The organism is uncultured Microbulbifer sp. (assembly GCF_947489355.1).
Lineage (GTDB): Bacteria > Pseudomonadota > Gammaproteobacteria > Pseudomonadales > Cellvibrionaceae > Microbulbifer.
In genome coordinates this window covers 69,571-89,939 of the sequence record NZ_CANLDD010000010.1, presented here as the reverse complement: position 1 = coordinate 89,939, position 20,369 = coordinate 69,571, and the positions used below count along the sequence as shown (strand labels likewise).

General features: G+C 55.4%; 16 protein-coding genes. 8 read left to right on the top strand and 8 right to left on the bottom strand.

The genetic code is table 11. The features are described 5' to 3' along the window. Nucleotides 1-14 precede the first annotated feature (14 nt). From Q1A48_RS06870 to rluD, 4 genes are all read right to left on the bottom strand, one after another. On the bottom strand, nucleotides 15-1,049 hold the full coding sequence (locus Q1A48_RS06870) for an efflux RND transporter periplasmic adaptor subunit (protein WP_299942746.1): 1,035 nt from the start codon (nucleotides 1,047-1,049) through the stop codon (nucleotides 15-17). Nucleotides 1,050-1,549: 500 nt separating this feature from the next. Continuing rightward, a complete protein-coding gene (gene clpB / locus Q1A48_RS06865; protein ID WP_299942744.1) occupies nucleotides 1,550-4,156 on the bottom strand; it encodes an ATP-dependent chaperone ClpB in 2,607 nt (868 codons plus the stop codon). A gap of 341 nt (nucleotides 4,157-4,497) precedes the next feature. Then, nucleotides 4,498-5,271, bottom strand: a complete 774-nt coding sequence (gene pgeF, locus Q1A48_RS06860) for a peptidoglycan editing factor PgeF (protein WP_299942741.1) — start codon at nucleotides 5,269-5,271, stop codon at nucleotides 4,498-4,500. 92 nt (nucleotides 5,272-5,363) lie between these two features. Continuing rightward, nucleotides 5,364-6,317 (bottom strand): 23S rRNA pseudouridine(1911/1915/1917) synthase RluD, encoded by a 954-nt coding sequence (gene rluD, locus Q1A48_RS06855; RefSeq protein ID WP_299942739.1) that lies wholly within the window; start codon nucleotides 6,315-6,317, stop codon nucleotides 5,364-5,366. 118 nt (nucleotides 6,318-6,435) lie between these two features. On the opposite strand from rluD, the gene Q1A48_RS06850 reads away from it, so the two are divergent. Beyond that, nucleotides 6,436-7,368 carry an outer membrane protein assembly factor BamD gene (locus Q1A48_RS06850; RefSeq protein WP_299942737.1) on the top strand — a complete coding sequence of 311 codons (933 nt, stop codon included), beginning with the start codon at nucleotides 6,436-6,438 and terminating at the stop codon, nucleotides 7,366-7,368. A 51-nt stretch (nucleotides 7,369-7,419) separates the two neighbouring features. Here the strand turns inward: Q1A48_RS06850 and Q1A48_RS06845 are convergent, their stop codons facing one another. Then, complete coding sequence (locus tag Q1A48_RS06845) at nucleotides 7,420-9,048, bottom strand: NAD+ synthase (RefSeq protein WP_299942735.1); 1,629 nt, start codon at nucleotides 9,046-9,048, stop codon at nucleotides 7,420-7,422. A gap of 85 nt (nucleotides 9,049-9,133) precedes the next feature. On the opposite strand from Q1A48_RS06845, the gene Q1A48_RS06840 reads away from it, so the two are divergent. The 7 genes from Q1A48_RS06840 to Q1A48_RS06815 all read left to right on the top strand — a co-directional run bounded on the left by Q1A48_RS06840 (nucleotide 9,134) and on the right by Q1A48_RS06815 (nucleotide 17,586). Then, nucleotides 9,134-10,729 carry an ATP-binding protein gene (locus tag Q1A48_RS06840; RefSeq protein WP_299942733.1) on the top strand — a complete coding sequence of 532 codons (1,596 nt, stop codon included), beginning with the start codon at nucleotides 9,134-9,136 and terminating at the stop codon, nucleotides 10,727-10,729. Nucleotides 10,730-10,854: 125 nt separating this feature from the next. Beyond that, nucleotides 10,855-12,258: a sigma-54 dependent transcriptional regulator gene (locus Q1A48_RS06835; protein ID WP_299942762.1), complete on the top strand. Its 1,404-nt coding sequence runs from the start codon at nucleotides 10,855-10,857 to the stop codon at nucleotides 12,256-12,258. A 269-nt stretch (nucleotides 12,259-12,527) separates the two neighbouring features. Further along, on the top strand, nucleotides 12,528-14,225 hold the full coding sequence (locus tag Q1A48_RS06830) for an FUSC family protein (RefSeq protein ID WP_299942731.1): 1,698 nt from the start codon (nucleotides 12,528-12,530) through the stop codon (nucleotides 14,223-14,225). A 5-nt stretch (nucleotides 14,226-14,230) separates the two neighbouring features. Further along, on the top strand, nucleotides 14,231-14,734 hold the full coding sequence (locus Q1A48_RS06825) for a hypothetical protein (RefSeq protein ID WP_299942729.1): 504 nt from the start codon (nucleotides 14,231-14,233) through the stop codon (nucleotides 14,732-14,734). Between the two features lie 17 nt (nucleotides 14,735-14,751). Next, nucleotides 14,752-14,964, top strand: a complete 213-nt coding sequence (locus tag Q1A48_RS21775; protein ID WP_366523387.1) for a DUF1656 domain-containing protein — start codon at nucleotides 14,752-14,754, stop codon at nucleotides 14,962-14,964. Between the two features lie 2 nt (nucleotides 14,965-14,966). Beyond that, nucleotides 14,967-16,088 (top strand): HlyD family secretion protein, encoded by a 1,122-nt coding sequence (locus tag Q1A48_RS06820; RefSeq protein WP_299942727.1) that lies wholly within the window; start codon nucleotides 14,967-14,969, stop codon nucleotides 16,086-16,088. After that, a complete protein-coding gene (locus Q1A48_RS06815; protein WP_299942725.1) occupies nucleotides 16,066-17,586 on the top strand; it encodes an efflux transporter outer membrane subunit in 1,521 nt (506 codons plus the stop codon). Before Q1A48_RS06820 ends, Q1A48_RS06815 begins: the two co-directional genes overlap by 23 nt. Nucleotides 17,587-17,787: 201 nt before the next feature. On the opposite strand, the gene glk is transcribed toward Q1A48_RS06815, so the two are convergent. The 3 genes from glk to rarD form a co-directional block, all read right to left on the bottom strand. Then, nucleotides 17,788-18,750 carry a glucokinase gene (gene glk, locus Q1A48_RS06810; RefSeq protein ID WP_299942723.1) on the bottom strand — a complete coding sequence of 321 codons (963 nt, stop codon included), beginning with the start codon at nucleotides 18,748-18,750 and terminating at the stop codon, nucleotides 17,788-17,790. A 204-nt stretch (nucleotides 18,751-18,954) separates the two neighbouring features. Then, nucleotides 18,955-19,263 carry a DUF1272 domain-containing protein gene (locus tag Q1A48_RS06805; RefSeq protein WP_299942722.1) on the bottom strand — a complete coding sequence of 103 codons (309 nt, stop codon included), beginning with the start codon at nucleotides 19,261-19,263 and terminating at the stop codon, nucleotides 18,955-18,957. Between the two features lie 151 nt (nucleotides 19,264-19,414). After that, the gene (gene rarD, locus Q1A48_RS06800) at nucleotides 19,415-20,323 is read right to left on the bottom strand and encodes an EamA family transporter RarD (RefSeq protein ID WP_299942720.1); all 909 of its coding nucleotides are present in this window, start codon (nucleotides 20,321-20,323) and stop codon (nucleotides 19,415-19,417) included. Nucleotides 20,324-20,369: the final 46 nt, after the last annotated feature.

Sequence of the window (20,369 nt, the reverse complement as noted above, 5' to 3'; positions counted from 1 at the left end):
GCACTCAGCGATACTTAACCATTGCCAGGTTTGGGATAAGGATTATCCGGCGGCTTGTTTTCATTGTTGATGATTGCCCGTCCCCCATTGCGCAGTTTCAGCAGGCCGCTGCTGGCAACCACATCCCCCTCCAGCAAGCCCTGCACGATTTCCACCAGATCACCGCGCTCTTCGCCGGTTTTGACAAAACGTTTATTGGCAACCATCTCACCACTCTGCGCATCCTTCTCCAACACAAAAACGGACACGCCATAAGGCGCAAAGATCAGGGCTGTACGCGGTACCACCAGCACCTGGCGACTCGCATCCACCAATACCGCCACCTGGGCGAACATGCCGGGACGCAAGTGCTTTTTGGGGTTGTTGAGGGTCGCCTGAATCAGGAAGTTGCGGGTGGCATTATCCACTTGGGGATCTACCGCAGTAATTTTCCCGTGGTAGGGTTTTCCGGGGAAAGCATCGGTCGTCAGGACAACCGGAATACCCGGCTTCACCATGGAGTATGCCTGCTCGGGCAGGGAAAAATCGACAAAGATAGGGTCCAACTGCTGTATTGACACGACCGCTTCCCCAGGGCTGACATTTTGTCCCAAATCAATACGGCGAATCCCGAGTACACCGCTAAAGGGGGCCACTACCCTGCGCTGACCGACTCTGGCGCGCTGCACTTCAATATTGGCGACCACCTGGTCCAGTGTACTGCGCGCGTTGTCCAGATCCGCTTCAGTAGTAACCCCGCGTTTTGTAAGGGTCTCAATGCGTACAAAATTACGCCGAGCGAGACGTAATTCCGCATCCAACACCTGTAATTGGGCCTTTTCCGGCTCGGCAAAGATTTCTACCAGCAGATCCCCCTTGTGCGCGAAGTGACCAGACTTGAAATGGATGGCACTGACAACCCCCTCAGCTTCAGTGGTGACTTCCACGCCATTGATGGCCCGGACAGTGCCGACCCCACTCAAACCCTCCCGCCAAGATTGTATTGTCGCCGCCGTGGAGGTCACGGTGGCCGCCGGCAGGGGCATGGTATCGAGAAACTGATTCATCATGTACCAGCCAAAAAATTTGAAAGCAAAAATGCCGCCGAACAACAACAGACATCCCAGCAGCATCAACCCCATGCGTTTGCTAATAATTTGCCCTCGACCACTAACCGACAAATGTCCTCGACAAACCAGTCTCGAATGTTGAGAAAAAGCTGCCCGTACCTGTACAGGCTATAAAATTCAGTTTATGAATAAATCCTCACGCACGCAGTTAAACCCCTGCACTATTACGCACAGAAGCCGCATTAACGGGTTTATGAAGATTATTGCGCCTGCAGACCACAAAAAAGAGGAAACGCCGGCACCCGCTGGCGTCTCTTATAAACCTCGCAACCCCACCGGTACTGACAGCCGGTGGGGTTATCGCCGCGGGACTGCCGGCCCCTCTGCGAGAGGCATCTGTGGCTTCCACCGGTCCGCGCCGGGCTGGTGCCGGCGCCGGTCACTGCCTGTGCTCAGGCGTCGAGAAACCCCTTGAGTCATCCGGGAAAGTTTCGGAAAGGTTAATGAAATACAGCCTTGCCACCCTCTATATCTGCCTGGATGGTAGCCCCCGGCACGAATTTTCCCGCCAGTACATCTTGCGCCAAAGGGTTTTCCAACCATACCTGTATGGCGCGCTTGAGCGGACGCGCGCCATACACCGGATCAAACCCCACTTCCGCCAGCTTATCCAACAGGGCCTCGGACACTTCCAGTGTTAAGTCACGCTCGCTGAGGCGACGGCACAGTTGCCTCAACTGGATTTGTGCAATGGCGCGCACTTCTGTTTTGTCGAGCGGGTGGAATACCACAATCTCGTCAACCCGGTTGATAAACTCGGGGCGGAAATGATCACCCACCACCTCCATCACCGCACTTTTCATCTGGCGATAGCGAATTTCAGCATCCAGATCGTCACCCTCTTCCTCCGAGGCCAACTTCTGGATTAAATCCGAGCCCAGGTTCGAGGTCATCACCACCACTGTGTTGCGAAAGTCCACAGTATGACCCTGGCCATCGGTCAAGCGGCCATCGTCGAGTACCTGCAAGAGGATATTAAAAACATCCGGGTGTGCTTTTTCCACTTCGTCGAGCAGCACCACGGAATAGGGCCTGCGCCGCACCGCTTCGGTCAGATAGCCCCCCTCTTCATACCCTACATACCCCGGGGGCGCACCGATCAGACGGGCGACCGAGTGTTTCTCCATAAACTCCGACATATCGATACGCACCATGGCGTCTTCGGTATCGAAAAGAAATTGCGCCAGGGCCTTGCAGAGTTCGGTTTTGCCCACACCGGTTGGACCGAGGAAGAGGAAGGAGCCATTCGGACGGTTCGGGTCTGCCAGGCCGGCACGGGAGCGACGGACCGCATTGGCAACCGCCTCCACCGCTTCCCCCTGCCCGATCACACGTGTGTGTAATACCTCCTCCATGCGCAACAGTTTTTCCCGCTCGCCCTCCAGCATTTTTGCAACGGGAATACCGGTCCAACGGGAAACCACTTCCGCCACCTCCTCATCGGTAACGCGGTTGCGCAGCAGACGCGGCTCCTCCGCGGCCTCTTCTGTAGTGGCGGCCGAATTCAACTGTTGTTCCAGCTGGGGAATCACCCCGTACTGGAGTTCCGACATTCGGGTGAGATCACCGGCCCGGCGCGCCGATTCCATATCCAGCCTGGCCTGTTCGAGCTTTTCTTTCAGGTCGTGACTGCCGGCGAGTTGGGCCTTTTCCGCCTTCCACACCTCCTCGAGGTCGGCATACTCTTTTTCCAACTGCAGGATTTCTTCCTCCAACTTGGCCAGGCGTTTCTGCGTGGCCTCATCGTCCTTGTCTTTTTTTACCGCTTCACGCTCGATTTTCAACTGGATCAGGCGGCGCTCCAGCTTATCCATGGCTTCCGGTTTGGAGTCAATTTCCATACGGATGCGGCTGGCCGCTTCGTCGATCAAATCAATGGCCTTATCCGGCAATTGGCGATCCGTGATGTAGCGCTGGGATAATTTCGTTGCGGCAATAATCGCAGAGTCAGTGATATCGACGCCATGGTGGACCTCGTAGCGCTCTTTCAGACCGCGCAGGATCGCAATGGTGTCCTCCTCCGTGGGCTCGTCCACCAATACCTTCTGGAAGCGGCGTTCCAGGGCTGCATCTTTCTCGATGTACTGACGGTATTCATCCAGGGTGGTGGCACCGACACAGTGCAGCTCTCCGCGCGCCAGGGCCGGCTTGAGCATATTCCCCGCATCCATGGCCCCCTCCGCCTTACCGGCGCCGACCATGGTATGCAGCTCGTCGATAAACAGGATAATCCGCCCCTCCTGCTTTGACAGTTCATTAAGTACCGCTTTCAGACGCTCTTCAAACTCCCCACGGAATTTGGCTCCGGCGAGCAGTGCACCCAGATCCAGGGAAAGCAAACGCTTGTCTTTGAGCCCTTCTGGTACCTCGCCATTCACAATGCGTTGCGCAAGCCCTTCGACAATTGCGGTTTTACCCACACCGGGCTCGCCGATCAGCACGGGATTGTTTTTGGTGCGGCGCTGTAATACCTGTATGGTGCGACGAATTTCATCATCCCGCCCAATCACCGGGTCCAGCTTACCCGCCAGGGCGCGCTCTGTCAGGTTGAGTGTGTATTTATCCAGCGCCTGGCGTGCCTCTTCGGCATTGGGGTCGTTCACTGTTTCGCTGCCGCGCACTTTCTGAATCGCTGCCTCCAGCTGTTTCAGATCGCCATTGGCTTTCAGAATTTTACTGATCTCCCCCGCGGCGGAGTCAAATGCCGCGATCAATACCGTCTCACTGGATATAAAACTGTCACCGTTTTGCTGCGCTTTTTTATCGGTGAGATTCATCAGGCGCACCAGCTCCTGAGACATACCCACATCGCCGGTAGGGGCGCTGACCGTCGGCAGGCTGTCCAGTCTTTTGGCCAAATCGTTGCGTAGGCCACTAAGATTAAAACCCGCCTGGGACAGAAACGCCGGGACACTGCCATTATTTTGATTGAGCAGCGCAAGCATCAGGTGCTCCGGGTATATCTGATTGTGGTCGCGCCCAATCGCCAGGGATTGGGCGTCGGCAAAGGCAGCCTGCAGCGGGTTTGTCATTCGGTCTATTCGCATGAACGAAACCTCTCCTACTCGGGGTTTGGTGTGACACATCAAAAATGGTGCCAGTGTGGCACCACGCCTTCAGTGTAGTGTTGGGAAATAAAATAAGGGCAGGGAAAAGGTTTTCAATGATTTAAATCAAACCGTGAACATTTGCGTAAGAGTGCGAGATAGCCGGTATTTTTTTGTTGTTTTTCCACGCTTTGCGCAAGTTATTTTGCTTGAACTATGGGGGGTTCACCCCCATGTTAAAAGACCCGCTACTGGGAAAGGCTTCACGTCAATCGATAATACACACCCGCAATCCCACGCGCCATGCACCTCACAGAGGACCCATTCGGCACCAGGGGTACCTAGCGGGGGTTATCCGCCAACCAGATCAAAGTGGCCATACGGCCGGTGGTTTTCTCTCTTCGATAGGAAAAGAACTGATCGGGCTCACCCACAGTGCAATACGCTCCCGCGTAAATAGCCTCAACGCCAAGCGCCATAAGCTCTGCGCGGGCCAGGGCGTAGATATCAGCGAGAAAATGCAGGGGCCTTCGTCTATGGGGTCGAAAACACTGGGCGATGGCCCGGGTATGGGCAACACTTTGGGCATTGTCAAAGAAAGCCTCCAAGACTTCGACCCCCGCTTCAAAGGCGTCGGGGCCGATGGCAGGGCCGAGCCACACCAGCAGATCTGCCGGATCGCAGTCGAGCGCAGCAACGGTGTTGCGCAGGACCCCGCTGGCCAGCCCGCGCCAGCCTGCATGCGCCGCTGCCACCCTGGTTCCGGCTTTGTCGCAAACGAGCACCGGTAGACAATCAGCGGTCAGTACCGCGCATACGGTGCCCGTGCACAAGCTGAAACTGGCATCGGCAGTGCGCACCAGAGCATCGTTACGGGCTTCGACTATCCTGTCGCTGTGGATCTGCTCCAGCCATTGGGGTACTGTCGGCAGCCGCAATTCATCGCACAACTGCCGACGATTGGCAGCCACGGCGGATTCCTCGTCCCCCACATGGGCCGCGAGGTTGAACGAAGCGAACGCGCCACTACTGTGCCCGCCACTTCGCAGACTGGTGGCGGCGTGCACAGATGGCGCAGCCGGCCATGAGGGAATCAGGTAGTGTCCACGGGGCATGGGTATATCCAGCTTGTTGCCTTACACGTTTTCCAGAGGCAAACGGAGCCGACACCACTGGAGCAGGCCCGTCTGAATGAACACTCGGCGCACTAGGCGCTGTCTGCACCGAGTAAGTCGAGCAGGTCCAGCATATCCGCAGGCATGGGCGCATACCAGTGCATTTCCTCGCCACTGGCCGGGTGCACCAGGGCCAGCTCCGCAGCGTGCAAGGCCTGACGGGGGAAATACTGCAAAGCCTGGATCAGTGCCGCCGATGCCCCCGGTGGCAACTTTGACCGGCCCCCGTAGAGTGGATCGCCCACCAGTGGATGACGGATATGGGCCATATGTACCCGGATCTGGTGGGTGCGCCCGGTTTCGAGTTTGCAGCGCAACAGTGTATGAGCAGGGAAACGTCGCTGTACCCGATAGCGGGTAATGGCCTCCTTGCCACCAAAGTCCACAACCGCCATTTTCAGGCGATTCTGGCGGTTGCGGCCAACTGGGGCATCGACACGCCCGGCTCCGGTGATGTACCCCTGAACCAGGGCATCGTATTGGCGACTGACTGTTCTCTGTTTTAACTGGTTCACCAGGTGCGCCTGGGCTGGCAGGGTTTTGGCGATGACCATCAGGCCGCTGGTGTCTTTGTCCAGGCGGTGTACTATCCCGGCACGGGGTATGTTCTGCAGGGATGGGCAGTGGTGCAGCAGGCCATTCAGCAGAGTGCCATCGGGATTACCGGCAGCGGGATGGACGACCAGTCCCGTGGATTTGTTGATGACGAGCAGGCTATTGTCTTCATAGACAATAGCCAGGTCCAAGGGCTGAGCGCGCCAGGCACCCTGGGCTTCCAGTTCTGCCCGCAGACTGAGATGCTCCCCACCGGATAGCTTGTCTCTGGGCCTGGCGGGAGCGCCATTGAGCCTCAACTGGCCCCCTTTGATCCAGGACTGTAGGCGCGAACGGGAATAATCGGGAATTAATTCGGCCGCTACCTGGTCTAATCTTCGACCAGCCATATTGGCCGGAACTTCAATATCGAGTTTCAGGTGGTCATTCATCAATCAATTGCAAATACTTTGGGCAGCTCCGCGACTGTGGTTAAATGTCCAGCGCGCCAGGTTGATCTTGGTGGATAGTTTAATAAGGTAGAGTGTGAGAATGATAGAGCGAAGGGCTATGCAGACCTGGAAAATGCTATGGCTGGCCATGGTATCCGCGATATTGGTTGCCTGCGCCAGCACTGACGAATCAGAAGAGGGTCTGCCCACCGGCAGCCGCACCGAACAGGCGTTCTACGAAGCCGCGCAGCGGCAACTCAGGAGCAACCAGTGGGATCTGGCGGTCAGGAACCTGCGCGCATTGGAGGATAACTTCCCCTTTGGCAACTACGCCGAACAGGCCCAACTGGAGCTGATCTACGCCTATTACCGCAACTACGAGAACGATGCCGCTATCGCTGCCGCAGACCGCTTTATCCGCCTGCACCCGCAGCACCGCAATGTGGATTATGCCTACTATATGAAAGGGCTATCCTCCTTTACCGAGGGCGCGGGTCTGTTTGAACGCTTCCTGCCCACCGACATGACCAGTCGCGACCCCGGCTCCGCACGGGAATCCTTCGCCTACTTCTCCCAGCTTATGGCCCGCTATCCCGAGAGCCGCTACGCCATAGACGCGCAAAAGCGCATGATCCATCTGCGCAACCTGCTGGCGCGCTATGAAATTCACGTGGCCAACTACTACTTTAAGCGCGGCGCCTACCTGGCTGCTGCCAACCGGGGCCGCTACGTTGTGGAAAACTTCCAGCAAACCCCCGCGGTCCCGGACGCCCTAGCGGTTATGGTACAGGGTTACCATCTTTTGGAAATGCCGGAACTGGAAGCCAACGCCCTCAGTGTCATACGCAACAATTACCCGAATCATCCCGCTTTCAACCCAGACGGCACTTTCAACTACAACTACTACAAGGGCGCCGCAGGCCGCAGTATCGTGCACCGCGCCACCCTTGGCCTGTTTGAGAAGTCCGACCCCCGCGGTTTTGACAGCCGCGAACTGTACAACCCCGAGTACAATCGGGACGAGACGCCCCTGCCCCCGGAACTGTTGTAAGCCGCGCGATCAGGCACGGCGCCACCAGCGCCTTGCCCATCCTACATGCCGCTATTCGCCGGCCTTCCAGCCATTGGTAATCGGATAGCGGCGATCCCGCCCAAAACCTCGCTCCGATATTCTCACACCCACCGCGGCCTGCCGGCGCTTGTACTCATTGCGGGCAACCAGGTGCACAACCCGTTCCACGACTTTTCTCTCGAAACCACAGCGAATGATCTCTTCGGCACTGCAGTCGCGATCCACATACAGATTGAGAATCTGATCCAGTACCTCATAGGGCGGCAGGGTGTCGGTATCTATCTGGTCCGGGGCCAACTCAGCGCTTGGCGGGCGCGTGATCACCGTCTCCGGAATGACCTCCGACAGGGTATTGCGATAGCGGGACAACTCAAACACCAGTACTTTGGGTACGTCTTTCAGGGCATTGAAGCCCCCAACCATATCGCCGTAAAGGGTGGCGTAGCCAACCGCCATTTCGCTCTTGTTACCCGTGGTGAGCACCATTGCACCCTTCTTGTTGGAAATGGCCATTAACAACACACCGCGGCTGCGGGCCTGAAGATTTTCTTCCGTGGCATCCCGCTCGCGGCCGGCAAACTCCTCCGACAAAGCGCCCATAAAGGCATCGAAGATGGGCTCGATACCGATTTCCCGGTAATGTACGCCAAGGCGCCGGGCCTGGTCGGCAGCATCGCTCTTGCTCAGGTCCGAGGTATAGCGAAAGGGCATCATTACCGCCTCCACCCGCTCCTTGCCCAGTGCATCCACCGCAACAGCCAACGTCAGGGCAGAGTCAATCCCCCCCGATAGGCCCAGCACCACCCCTTTGAAACCATTCTTGTTCACATAGTCACGTACTCCGAGCACCAGGGCCTGGTAGACCGATGCCAGATCACCCAACGGTGGTGCAATTTCGCCCTGCAGTGAGGTAACCCTGCCGCTTTGTTGAGAGATGGTCACAGGGAGTAACTGCTCTGAGAATTCCGCCGCCCGTGCGCGCACCTGACCCCGGGCATCCACAACCAGTGAACCGCCGTCAAAAACCAGTTCATCCTGGCCTCCGCACCAGTTGACATAGGCAATGGGTACCTGCCCCGCACGCGCCTGCCCGGCGAGCAGCGCCAGACGCTGTTGGGCCTTGCCGCGATGGAAAGGGGAGGCATTGATATTCAGCATCAACTGGGCCCCCGCCTCTACCGCCTGCCGCAGGGGTTCCGGGTGCCAGATATCTTCACAAATGCTGATCCCCAAAGGCACGCCCTTGACCTCCACCACACAGGGCGCCTCGCCATGGGTGAAATAGCGCCTCTCATCAAACACCTGATAGTTGGGCAGTTTTTGTTTGGCATACTCTGCCACCAGTTCGCCGTCGGCAATCAGGCCGGCCGTATTGAACAGTTTGCCCTCCCGCTGCCAGGGATAGCCCACAAAAATGGCGCAGGGGAGCTTTGCCGCTTTCAACTGTGCCAAAGCCACTTCGATACGTTTTTGCATACTGGGGCGCAGGAGCAGGTCCTCCGGCGAATAGCCACATAAGGTCAACTCGGGGAACAGCACCAAATCAGCCCCGAATTCCCGATGGGCCCTGCGCGCCACCTCAATCACATTGGCGGTATTGCCGGGAATATCCCCGACCGAGGAATTGATTTGTGCCAGCACTAACTGCAAAGTAGACATTGTTGAACCCTGGGCAAAACGGGCCGCTATTGTAACCCCTGTGGAGCCACAGCGACCCACTCTATAACAATACCGGGCATCTACATTGAGCACCTCCCCTGCCAGCACCAGAACGCCCCCCATCCAGCACCGCCAACTCCTGCGTATCTGCGCAGTTTACCGCCTGGCAATTGCTCTGGTCCTGCTGGGGGTTTTCTACTCGGACGTAGGTGCAGGCGCTCTGGGCGGATTCTCGCCGGCCCTGTTTTTCTACACCCTGGTTGTTTACACCCTGCTCAATTCTGGCTGGTTGGTTTTTTTGCACAAGAGCGCCTATCGAGCGCGACCTATGCAGATCGGGATGATGCTTAGCAGCGATATCCTCGCCTTTCTACTGCTGATCGAAGCCAGTGGCGGCCTCAATTCAGGCCTTGGCTATCTGCTGCTCATCAACTGCTCCATCGGTTCCATCCTTCTGGATAGGCGCATGGGTGCCTTTTTTGCCGCCATTGCCAGCCTCGGGGTGATCGGCCTGCAACTGTTCAACCTGGTATCCGGGCGGGGAACCACACAGGATATTGTTGCCGCCGGAGGTCTCGGCCTGTTACTTTTCGCCACCGTCAGTGCCTTGCAATACTTGTCCGCACGCATCCGCAGCGCAAATCTGCGCGCCGATCTGCAGAGTCGGCAGGCGGCGCATCTGCAGCGCCTGGCCGAGCAGATTATTGAACGTATGGATACCGGCGTTCTGGTACTGGGAACATCCGGCAAGCCGGAACTGATCAATCAGGCTGCAGAGCGGCTACTGGGCCCGCAGTTGCAAGCAGACAAAGCGCCGCCCGACGGCTTGTGCCGCTCTATTGGCGCATGGCGCAGCAAAAAAACTCCCGGCCATGCTCTGCTACGAGGGGAAAATGGCGTTGAACTGCACCTCAATTTTGCCGACCTCCGGCACGATAGCGGCAACAGCACTCTGGTTTTCGTCGAGGATAACCGCAAGCTGACCGAGGCCGCCCAGAAGTTAAAACTCGCTTCCCTGGGGCACCTGACAGCCTCTATCGCCCACGAGGTGCGCAATCCCCTCGCGGCCATCAGCCACGCAGCCCAGCTCCTGTCAGAGTCCTCCCATCTGCGCCAGGAAGAACGCCATCTGACCGACATCATCTGCCGACAGAGCCAGCGGGTGAATCAGATTATTGAAAATGTGATGCAGCTATCGCGCCGCCGTGCCGGAGATCCCCAGGAGTACGACCTGACTGCCTGGCTGGAACAGTTTATTCAGGACTTCCGTGCCGGCACTACCGGCGGCGATGAAATTGAACTGGAGCTGCCCGAAGCGCCGCTCAGAACCCGCTTTGACGCTGCGCAAATGGCCCAGGTGGTCACCAACCTCACGGAAAATGCCCTACACCACTCCCAGATTGCCACGGGCAGGCGCCATGCGGCAATCTGCGCTTACTACAATCCACAACGGGACTGCACCCAGTTGGATATCAAAGACAGTGGCCCAGGTGTACCAGAGGCACACCGCTCGCAGATTTTTGAACCATTTTTCACCACAGGGAACAAAGGCAGCGGGCTGGGTCTCTATATCGCCCGGGAATTGTGTGAAGCGAATAAGACCAACCTCTACCACTGTCGCAGCGCGGACAATAAGAGCTGTTTCAGGATTGAATTTGTACACGCGTTTAGTGTAACTTGATTTCGCTCAGGAATTTTTTTCAAGCCAGGGGTGATTATGAGCAAAGAATTTCTGATATAAACAGTCTCGGCACCCTTGCCAGCAATTTCAACAAAATCAACAAAACAAGAAAAGGCCGAGCATTGATGCTACCTCTGGCCCTGGTTGTCGATGATGAACCGGATATCTGTGAACTCCTCTCCCTGACCCTGCAGCGAATGGGGGTGGACTGCCATAGTGCGGCCAATCTCACAGAAGCCAAGCGTTTTCTGGTCAACAACCGCTATGATTTTTGCCTCACCGATTTGCGCCTGCCCGATGGCGATGGGCTGCATCTGGTGGAGTATATTCAAAACGGTGTCCACCGGGATGTCCCCATTGCCGTCATTACCGCCCATGGCAATATGGATACCGCAATCAAGGCACTGAAGCTGGGTGCCTTCGATTTTGTCAGTAAACCCGTAGATCTGGAACGTCTGCGCACCTTGGTCCAATTGGCGTTGCGTCTGAATCAAAACCGCCACCGCCCACAGGATAAAAACGCAGACCAACTGCTTCTGGGGGATGCCGATAACATGCGCATGCTGCGCGAGCAGATTGCCAAAGTTGCCCGCAGTGATGCGCCGGTTTATATCAGCGGGGAATCCGGTTCCGGTAAAGAGTTGGCAGCCCGCGCCATCCACGCCCAGGGTGCCCGCGCCGACAAACCCTTTGTGCCCATTAACTGCGGCGCTATCCCGGCCGAGCTGATGGAAAGTGAGTTTTTCGGTCACAAAAAGGGCAGTTTCACCGGCGCCCACAAGGATAATCCGGGGCTATTACAAAGCGCCCAGGGGGGCACCCTGTTTCTGGACGAAGTCGCCGATCTCCCGCTGGATATGCAGGTAAAACTGCTGCGCGCTATTCAAGAGAAATGCATACGTCCCATTGGCGCCAGCCGGGAAGTCCCTATCGACGTGCGCATCCTAAGCGCAACCCATAAAGATCTCGGTAGAGCAGTGAGCGAGGGGTGTTTCCGCAGCGACCTCTACTACCGTATTAATGTCATTGAAATCTCGATTCCTCCTCTGCGCGAGCGCAGCGAAGACATCCCGCTGCTTGCCGAAGTGATTATGCAACGCATCGCCTCTAGCGCCGGCCTCGCCACCCCCAGGCTCAGCGCTGGCGCACTCTCGACCCTGCAACAATACCCGTTTCCTGGAAATGTTCGCCAACTGGAGAATATTCTGGAGCGAGCCCTGACACTGTGCGACCAACAGGAGATCCGCAGCCACGACCTGTTACTGGCGCAGGATGGGCAACCTTTCGAGAAAGACGAGCCCCCTGCCAACGCCAACGCCAACGCCAACGCAAGTGAACCCAAAAACCCCGACCACTTCGATTCCGGCCGGTATGCCTCTCTGGATGAATTTCTGCACAGTATTGAGAAAGAAGCGATTGAAAATGCCCTGGTGAAAACCCGCTGGAACCGTACCGCAGCGGCGCAGAAACTGGGAATCAGTTTCAGATCGTTGCGTTATCGATTGAAAAAGCTGGGGCTGGAGAGTTAAACCCTATCCGGCTGAAGAATTCGCCGGGGCTGGCCGGATGACTCTCCCGGCCCCTCATTTGATCGGCGGGTAGTGCACTCTCTGTTCCACTGTGCGCCTGAGACCCAGTATCTAAAACAGGCTCAAAACCGGGATTTTTACGCCGCTTTTCCCCTATTGCGTGTGTAAATTTGCCCCCCCCGCTTATGCCATACTTCTGTAGGTCTGCCCAATACAATTTCATGTTGTACATTGCTTTCTGTGCCATGGAGTAAAAAGGCGTCGCTGTAGTGTTGAATATAGGGTCGGAGAGAGTTGTGTCCCTTTCACGTAACGCCAAGGAATCCATTAAAGTTGCAGGGGCGCTGGTGATCGCCTACGGAATCGCCCTGAGCCTGGACTGGGACAAACCGTACTGGGCGGGGTTTGCCGTTGCCGTGTGCAGCCAGATCAATCTCGGGCAATCCCTGGGTCGCGTCCTTATGCGGGTATTTGGTACGCTGCTCGCCCTGCTGGCTGCCTGGATCATTTTCGCCGTGTTTCCGCAGGATCGCTGGCTGTTTATGGTCAGCCTCTCTCTGTGGATTGGCGCCTGTATTTACTTTTTGCAAAGATCCCACTACGAGTATTTTTGGATCGTCAGTGCCTTTGTCACCCTCGTTCTGTGGAATGCCACCGGCGGTGATTTTACCCTGTCGTTTGAAAAAGGGATTTTTCGCATACAGGAAACGGTTTTGGGGGTTGTCGTCTACAGTCTTGTGGCTGTGCTGATATGGCCTAACCGCAGTCGGGGAGAACTGGATACAGCATCGACCGCACTGGCTGCCGCTCAACACCGGTTTGGTACCCGCTGCTTTGCACAATTATACAGTCAAGAAGAAGCAAAAGAGCTTTCCCAACATCGCCTTGAGATCTTGCAAGCGGATACTCGACTGCGCACAGCCGTTGATGACGCCAGTTTCGATAGCTATGAAATCTGGGAGTGTCGCCGGCAGTGGCGTCACTATGGACATCGCGCAACGGCAGTAACACAGGCACTGCTAAAGCTGGACGAAAGCCTGGCCCTTTCAAGGCAGTTGCGGGTTGCGAACTTTTTCGCCAATCTAGATGAGTTGCTCGAGGAACTGAATCGCCGCTTGACACGCCTACAGATGTATTTCTCTGAAGAAAAGGCGGTCGAAACTCCGGTTAAAAAAAAGATTGAAATAAAGCTTGATCGCGTAAAGACTCTGTCTACTTTTGATGCCGCAGCGTTGACCGTCACCTACCAAAAGCTGAAAGAACTGGAGTTGGAAACCCGCTCTCTGGTCATCTCGGTGCAGGATATTCGTGCATTCGGGCAATCCTATCTGGGTTACCCAAACGAAGTTAAAATACAATGGCTTGGCATACTTATGCCTGATCCGGATCGTATCGCCAGCGTTCTTCGAGTGGTTGTGGCAATATGGATCGCCTATCTGGCGTATATCTTTATACCCGATATGATCGATGGCCTACTGGTGATCACCCTTACCGGGGTTCTCGGCAGCTTACTTTCCACCAGCCCAATGACAAACCTATCTACAACCTGCTTATATACTGTCATAGCCTGCATAATTCCCGCTCCGTTTTACTTCTTCTTGCTGCCAAAATTATCCAGTTATTACATGCTTGGATCATTTATATTCATTTTCTTTTTCAGTGTAAGCTTTATCACATTAGAATTTTTTGAAGACCAGCCTTTAGTAAGGATGATAATGCTGCTCTTCCCTAACAACGTTTTCAATTTGGCCAATCACCAAACTTACGACTTCCTAAACTATGCAAATTTATTGTTTACCGTACCGATAATATTTACAATATTAGCCATTTCAAAGAATATACCCTTCTCATTGCGACCAGAAAATAAATTTAAACAAACCATAAAGCGATTTTTTCACAGTGCGGCATACCTGATATCTACAGGAGCATTCAAGAACAATAAAAAACTTCTTTTATCCATCGGCTGATTGCCATGTATCACATTAATATAGTAATCGCAACACCCAAAACCATTCAGTACTGGAGAAGCGGTTTAGACGTAACTGACAAAAAAGGAATATCAGAAATTCAACTTAGAAAAATAACGAAACTTGTGATATTGACCAGCAATCAAATTAAAATACTCTATAAAATTGACAACCTGAAAGATCCGCTTAATCCTCCGAAACAGATAATTCAGGAAGTACTGAAGTGGAGATCTGTTACAAGAAAGATACTCCTCTATTTTTCCGGCTATAAGCACAATGTAGATCTTGAAGCCTTGGAGGAAAAAAATAAAAATCTTTTTAGAAAAGAGATATTCGACACAAATCAATTAACGTCAAAACAAGAGGACACACTGCCAACAGAAGAAGAGATCGTGAAGTTTTTATACTTCCTGGGAGTTTCAACCTACATCAATAGCTATTTGACAGAATTTTTTAACGCAACGAAAACCATTGACTGGAGACGTTTTTGTGAAAACAGATTTCTTTAAACTATCTGTGACTTGAAATGCTAGTAGTGCCGCACGAATTATCTATAGGAGAAATATACTTTTCTCCTCTATTGATGTCGAGCCTGCTCGGCATAGCGGCCGCACTATTAACTGCACGCCTTTTGGATCGCTACCGAATTTCCCGATATTTCGCAAACCCACCCGCTGTTATTATTGCGGTTAGTATTATCTACACCATCCTCATAGGAACGTTTTTTGTGGGGATATAATAATGCGCTACTCCAACAAATATATTTTGACAGGCAGTGTGGTTTTCATTGCTTTATTGATGATACTCCTGCAGCTGTGGAAGTATCTGCAAAATCCCTGGACCAGGGATGGCAAAGTACAGGCAAAGATTGTACAGGTAACACCCAGGGTGTCCGGTCAGATTGTAGCGTTGCCGGTCAGGAACAATCAATTCGTCAATGCGGGAGATCTTCTTTTCCAGATTGACCCCAGGACCTATGAGGCCACTCTGGCAGAAGTCAGAGCGGAATACGAAGAGGCCATCGACACCTATAAAGCGCAAAGACAGAATGTTCTGGCCTTTGAAGCGAAGCTGCGCGAATCCATGGCGGCAATAGATCAGGCACAAAGCAATATCAAGGCGCTGGAGGCCGAGATTGTAAAAGCCAAAGCGGAGTTCGAGCGTCAAAAAGAGTTGCTGCCCCTGCGCGCCACTTCGCAAAAATCTCTTGAGGCTGCCCAGGCCGAATACGATTCCGCTGTGGAGTACCGCATTGGTGCCGAGGCGGCACTTGTGGAGGCCATGCATACCCTGGAGCAGTCACAGGCAGAACTGCAGCAGGCGCAGGCACAGTTGGGTGCACTGGGGGAAAAAAATCCGGGGATACGCGCTGCACTGGCTATCGTACGCCAAGCCGAGCTGAACCTGGAATATACCACCGTTATCGCACCGGTTTCCGGTTATGTGACCAATATAGATTTTCGCTTCGGGGATCAGGCGGTCGCCAACAGGCCGGCAATGTCCGTTGTGGATGTTAACAGCTATTGGGTGGACGGCTATTTCCGCGAAACCTTCATTCGCAGAATAGCCCCCGGAGACCGGGCCATCGTCACCTTGATGGCCTACCCGGACACTCCCCTAGAGGGCTATGTGGAAAGTATTGGCTGGGGAATCGCACAACAGGATGGAACCGCTGGCAACGACCTGCTGCCCCAGATCAATCCCACCTTTGATTGGATTCGCCTGGCACAGCGGATACCGGTGAGAATTTATCTGACCGACCTTCCTGCCTCCGTGAAACTTCGAGTCGGCTTTACCAGCTCAGTGCTTGTGATGAGTGGTACTGCGGACGCCAAACAAGATGAACCGGTGCAAACTCCCTAAGCGGGAGGGCTTTAGGGCTCTGCGCCTCTCGTTACACGCCGCTATATTGGCTGTCCTCGCTGGTTATGGTTGCACACTCGGCCCGGATTACCACCCCCCCCCGGTCAGTATCGAGCAGGACTGGCTATACCAGCACGATACACGCATAAACAGTCTCAATGCCGTCAACCCCCTCTGGTGGCAGTCGGCTTTTTCCGATGTCGCCCTGGACGAGCTGGTCGCCCTGGCGGTCGATAACAATCTGGAACTGAGGTCAGCCGCATTGAGGGCATTGCAGGCCCAACAACTACTGGCCATCGCGATCGGGAATCAGTACCCACAAGTGCAGGAAATTGTCGGCGTCGCCGACCGTTCAAAAGGTTCATTTGAGCCCGGCGTTGTCCAGAGTGAATACACCCTGGATTTTAATCTGAGCTGGGAGCTGGATATGTGGGGACAATTCAAACGCCTGGTGGAATCCGCAGCTGCGAATTTTGAAGCCAGTATGGCCGAGTATGACGGCGTCCTGGTTTCCATCGTTGCCCAGGTGGCGCAGACATATATCAATATCCGCACCGCTCAGAGGCGCCTGGAGGTTGCCCGGGAAAATATTCGCTTACAAAGGGAGAGCCTAAGGATCGCCGAGGTAAAATTTCAGGCGGGAGAGGTCAGTGCACTCGACGCCGAACAGGCCCTGGCGCTGCTGAGCAATACCCAGGCCACCGTTCCAAGAGTAGAAGTCAACCTGCAACAGCTTAAAAACACCCTGGCGGTATTGCTTGGTATGCCGCCGCACGACCTCAATTATCTTTTGGGTGAATTTTCAATGATCCCCAGCGTCCCGGCCCGTATTGCGATTGGCATGCCCCAGGACCTCCTGCGCCAGCGCCCCGATATCCGCCAGGCGGAGCGTCTGCTCGCAGCACAGGGGGAGCAAATTGGCGTTGCCAGAGCAGAGCTCTACCCGGCTTTCTCGATTGGTGGTTCCATTGGTACGATTGATATAAAAGATGGACCGTTTGAAGGTTCCAGCGGAGCCTGGGATTTATTTGCGCAATTTCAATGGAATATATTCAACTATGGGCGCCTGAAAAGCAATGTGCGTTTACAAGATGCCACTTTCCAGCAACTCCTCGCAGATTATCGCCAGACAGTGCTGCTGGCTCAGGCCGATGTGGAAAATGCCATCGTTGCCTACCTGAAATCACAGGAAGAACTGACCTACTACGAAACCGCGGCGCAGGCTTCCAAGGAATCGGTCAGGCTCTCTTTATCCCAGTACACCAATGGCCTGGTAGAATTTAACACCGTTATCTCGACCCTGACTTCGGATGTACAGCAACAGGATATACTGGCGTTTACTCAGGGCACTGTGGCCGCCAATCTGGTACAGGTTTATCTGTCACTGGGCGGTGGCTGGCAGATACGGGAAGGTCTCCCACCGGTTGATTTGCTGCCAGAAGCGGTAAAAGAGGAAATGCTCCGGCGTACGCACTACTGGGACAAGATCATCGAGTAGCGTGCCCAGCCGGCCTCTTCGGGCTGCCATGCGCAGGTGTAGCCCCTCTGCAAGGCCGAGATCATCCCGCCCCCGCGCCGGGTGCTGTCAACCTGCGGCCTCGCCTTGGGGAGGGACGACAGGAAGGGCTGTGCACTCCGCCAACACTGCGTAATTAGCCGCCCCAAACCGCACACTGCGGGGCTAATTTGTTACAGAATATCAACCCTCAAGCTGCACTGCGGCACCGATCAGCGCCTGATAACCGGTGTTGAGGGCAAAGACGGGAACCGCCTCCATCCATTTGGCGACCCTCCCCTTACTGAGAAAGCGGTGCTCGAATGCACTCTCCGGCAGCAATTGCGCGATCCGGGGCAATATGCCCCCACCGAGAAAGACACCCCCACGGGCACCCAGGTACAAAGCCGCATCCCCAGCGGCACTGCCGAGGAAATTGAGAAAGTCCAACAAGGTTTCCCGGCACAGGGGATCGGAGCCTTCCAACCCCCGCGCGCTCACATCCGGTGGTGTCAGATCTTCAGGGGATTGCCCATTCAGCACACACACAGCACGATAGAGGTTGACCAGCCCGCCGCCGGACAAGACCCACTCATTGAATACCGGGGTGCGATTTTGCATCAGAATCCGCAGCAGCTGCAGCTCCCTCTGGGTGGAAACGGTCAGGTTGGCGTGACCACCCTCACCCGCGAGCACATGATAGCGGCCATCCACCTCGGCGAGACCGGCGACGCCCAGGCCGGTTCCCGGGCCCAGTACTGCCATGGGAGCGCCCTGTACACGGGGCACATCGCGCAACACGCGGTAATCCGCGGTGGAGAGGCGCGGCAGGGACTGCGCCAGTGCAGCGAAATCATTGATCAGCTCCAGGTGAGGGAACGAAAACGCCTTTGCCAGCGCTCCCGCATCAATGCGCCAGCCGAGATTGGTCATATAGACGCTGCCGCCGGAGGGGGTTCGCTCCAGGGGGCCGGCGGCGGCGATACAGGCCTTCTCGGGCCTGGGCTGTTCCAGCCCCTCCAGCCAGTACCGCAAGGCGGCATCGAAGCCGTCAAACCGCTTGCAGTCCACCACTTCAAGCCCCTCCAGGCGATAGCTTTCCGCCACGGGTTTGGCAATCGCAAAACGGGCGTTGGTGCCGCCGATGTCCGCTACGATACTCGTCATAGTTACCCCTGTGAGATCCCCAAAAAAAGGCGATATAAATTACGGTGTCTGGGGCAATAATGCCAGCCCCAGACCGGGGGATTGGGAGAGAAAGCCAGCAATTGCCTGGCGGTTACATCGAACAGGGGCGCAGCCTGTTTAAGTCCCACCGGTACAACCACTACCCCTGGATACCGGGAACGCACGACCAGAGTGCCCGCGCCATCAGCGCACTTGCGGGGCAATATCCTTTACGGCCGCTGCAAACGCCCGCATCTCCTCCCTACTGTATTTTGAGCACACCCGCTTTGTAGTGGCGGGTTGGAAGTCAATGCCCACACCGGCGCGCCTGGCTATCTGCGGGCGAATCGGGCGGGGGCAAAAGCCACCGCCGCAATTGGGACAGACATCACTCAACACCTTCTCCACACAGGATCTGCAAAAAGTACATTCGTAGGAACAGATCATCGCCTCAGGGGAATTTGCCGGCAGATCTCTATCACAACACTCACAGTTTGGTCTCAGCGCCAACACCCGGAATCCTCCTTAATGGCGATGCCTCTGTCTTCCCGACACTCAAACGGTTGCCGGGTAAAAACGGCACAGGGGGTTGCCACTGCAGACCGATAAGCGCTCACCCCGCTGCTCGCTTTCCCCCAACTCCGCTTTCGCAGGCTGCCGCCCGTTACAGCACAGCCTTGCCCTGTAAATGCAATTTGCGCCGCTGCGCCAGGGCATCTATTGAATAGAGTATGAGCCCAAGCCACACCAGCATAAAGGTGGTGAGCTTGCCTTCGCGGAAGGGCTCACCCAGAACCTGGGTGGCAACCACCAGCATCAGGGTGGGGCCGATGTACTGCAGGAAGCCAACGGTAGACAGGTTCAGCCTGCGCGCTGCAATGGTAAACAACAGTAGGGGAACCAGAGTGACAGGGCCGGCCAACACCAGCAGGCTATTCAACTGCCAGCTGTTGTGCAGCAGGTTACTGGTGGGACTGTCGCTCCATAGTAGATAGAGCAGCCCCACCGGCAGCATATACAGGGTTTCGATCGTGAGGCCAGTGAGGCTCTCAACCGGGGCGCGTTTGCGTACCAATCCATACAGGGCAAAGGTGCCGGCGAGGAACAAGGCGATCACCGGCACCTGGCCAAACTGCCAGAGTTCATGGGCAATACCGGTCGTTGCCAGGGCTACCGCCAACCACTGCAGGCGCCTTAGCTTCTCGCCCAAAAACAGCACACCAAGGACGATATTGAGCAAGGGATTGATGTAATAGCCCAGGCTGCTCTCCAGCAGATGGCCGTTATTGATCGCCCAGATAAAGACCAGCCAGTTGCTGCCAATCAACAGCGTGGTCAGGGCAAGCGTACGCATTTTCCTGCCGTCGCGCAGGGTATTGGCCAGATCCGGCAGTCGGTGTGCCAAAGACAGAATCAACAGGGCCAGAACCAGTGACCAGATACTGCGGTGAGCAAGGATTTCCGCTGTCGGAATACCCTGCAACAGGTGGAAATAGAGTGGTGCCAGCCCCCAAATAAAAAAGGCGACAACGCCGGCGAGCAGGCCGGTAGTGGCGGAATCCTGATTACGCAAGGGAACACTCGCAATGAAAAAAGTGAAATGCCAAACCAGGGGATGC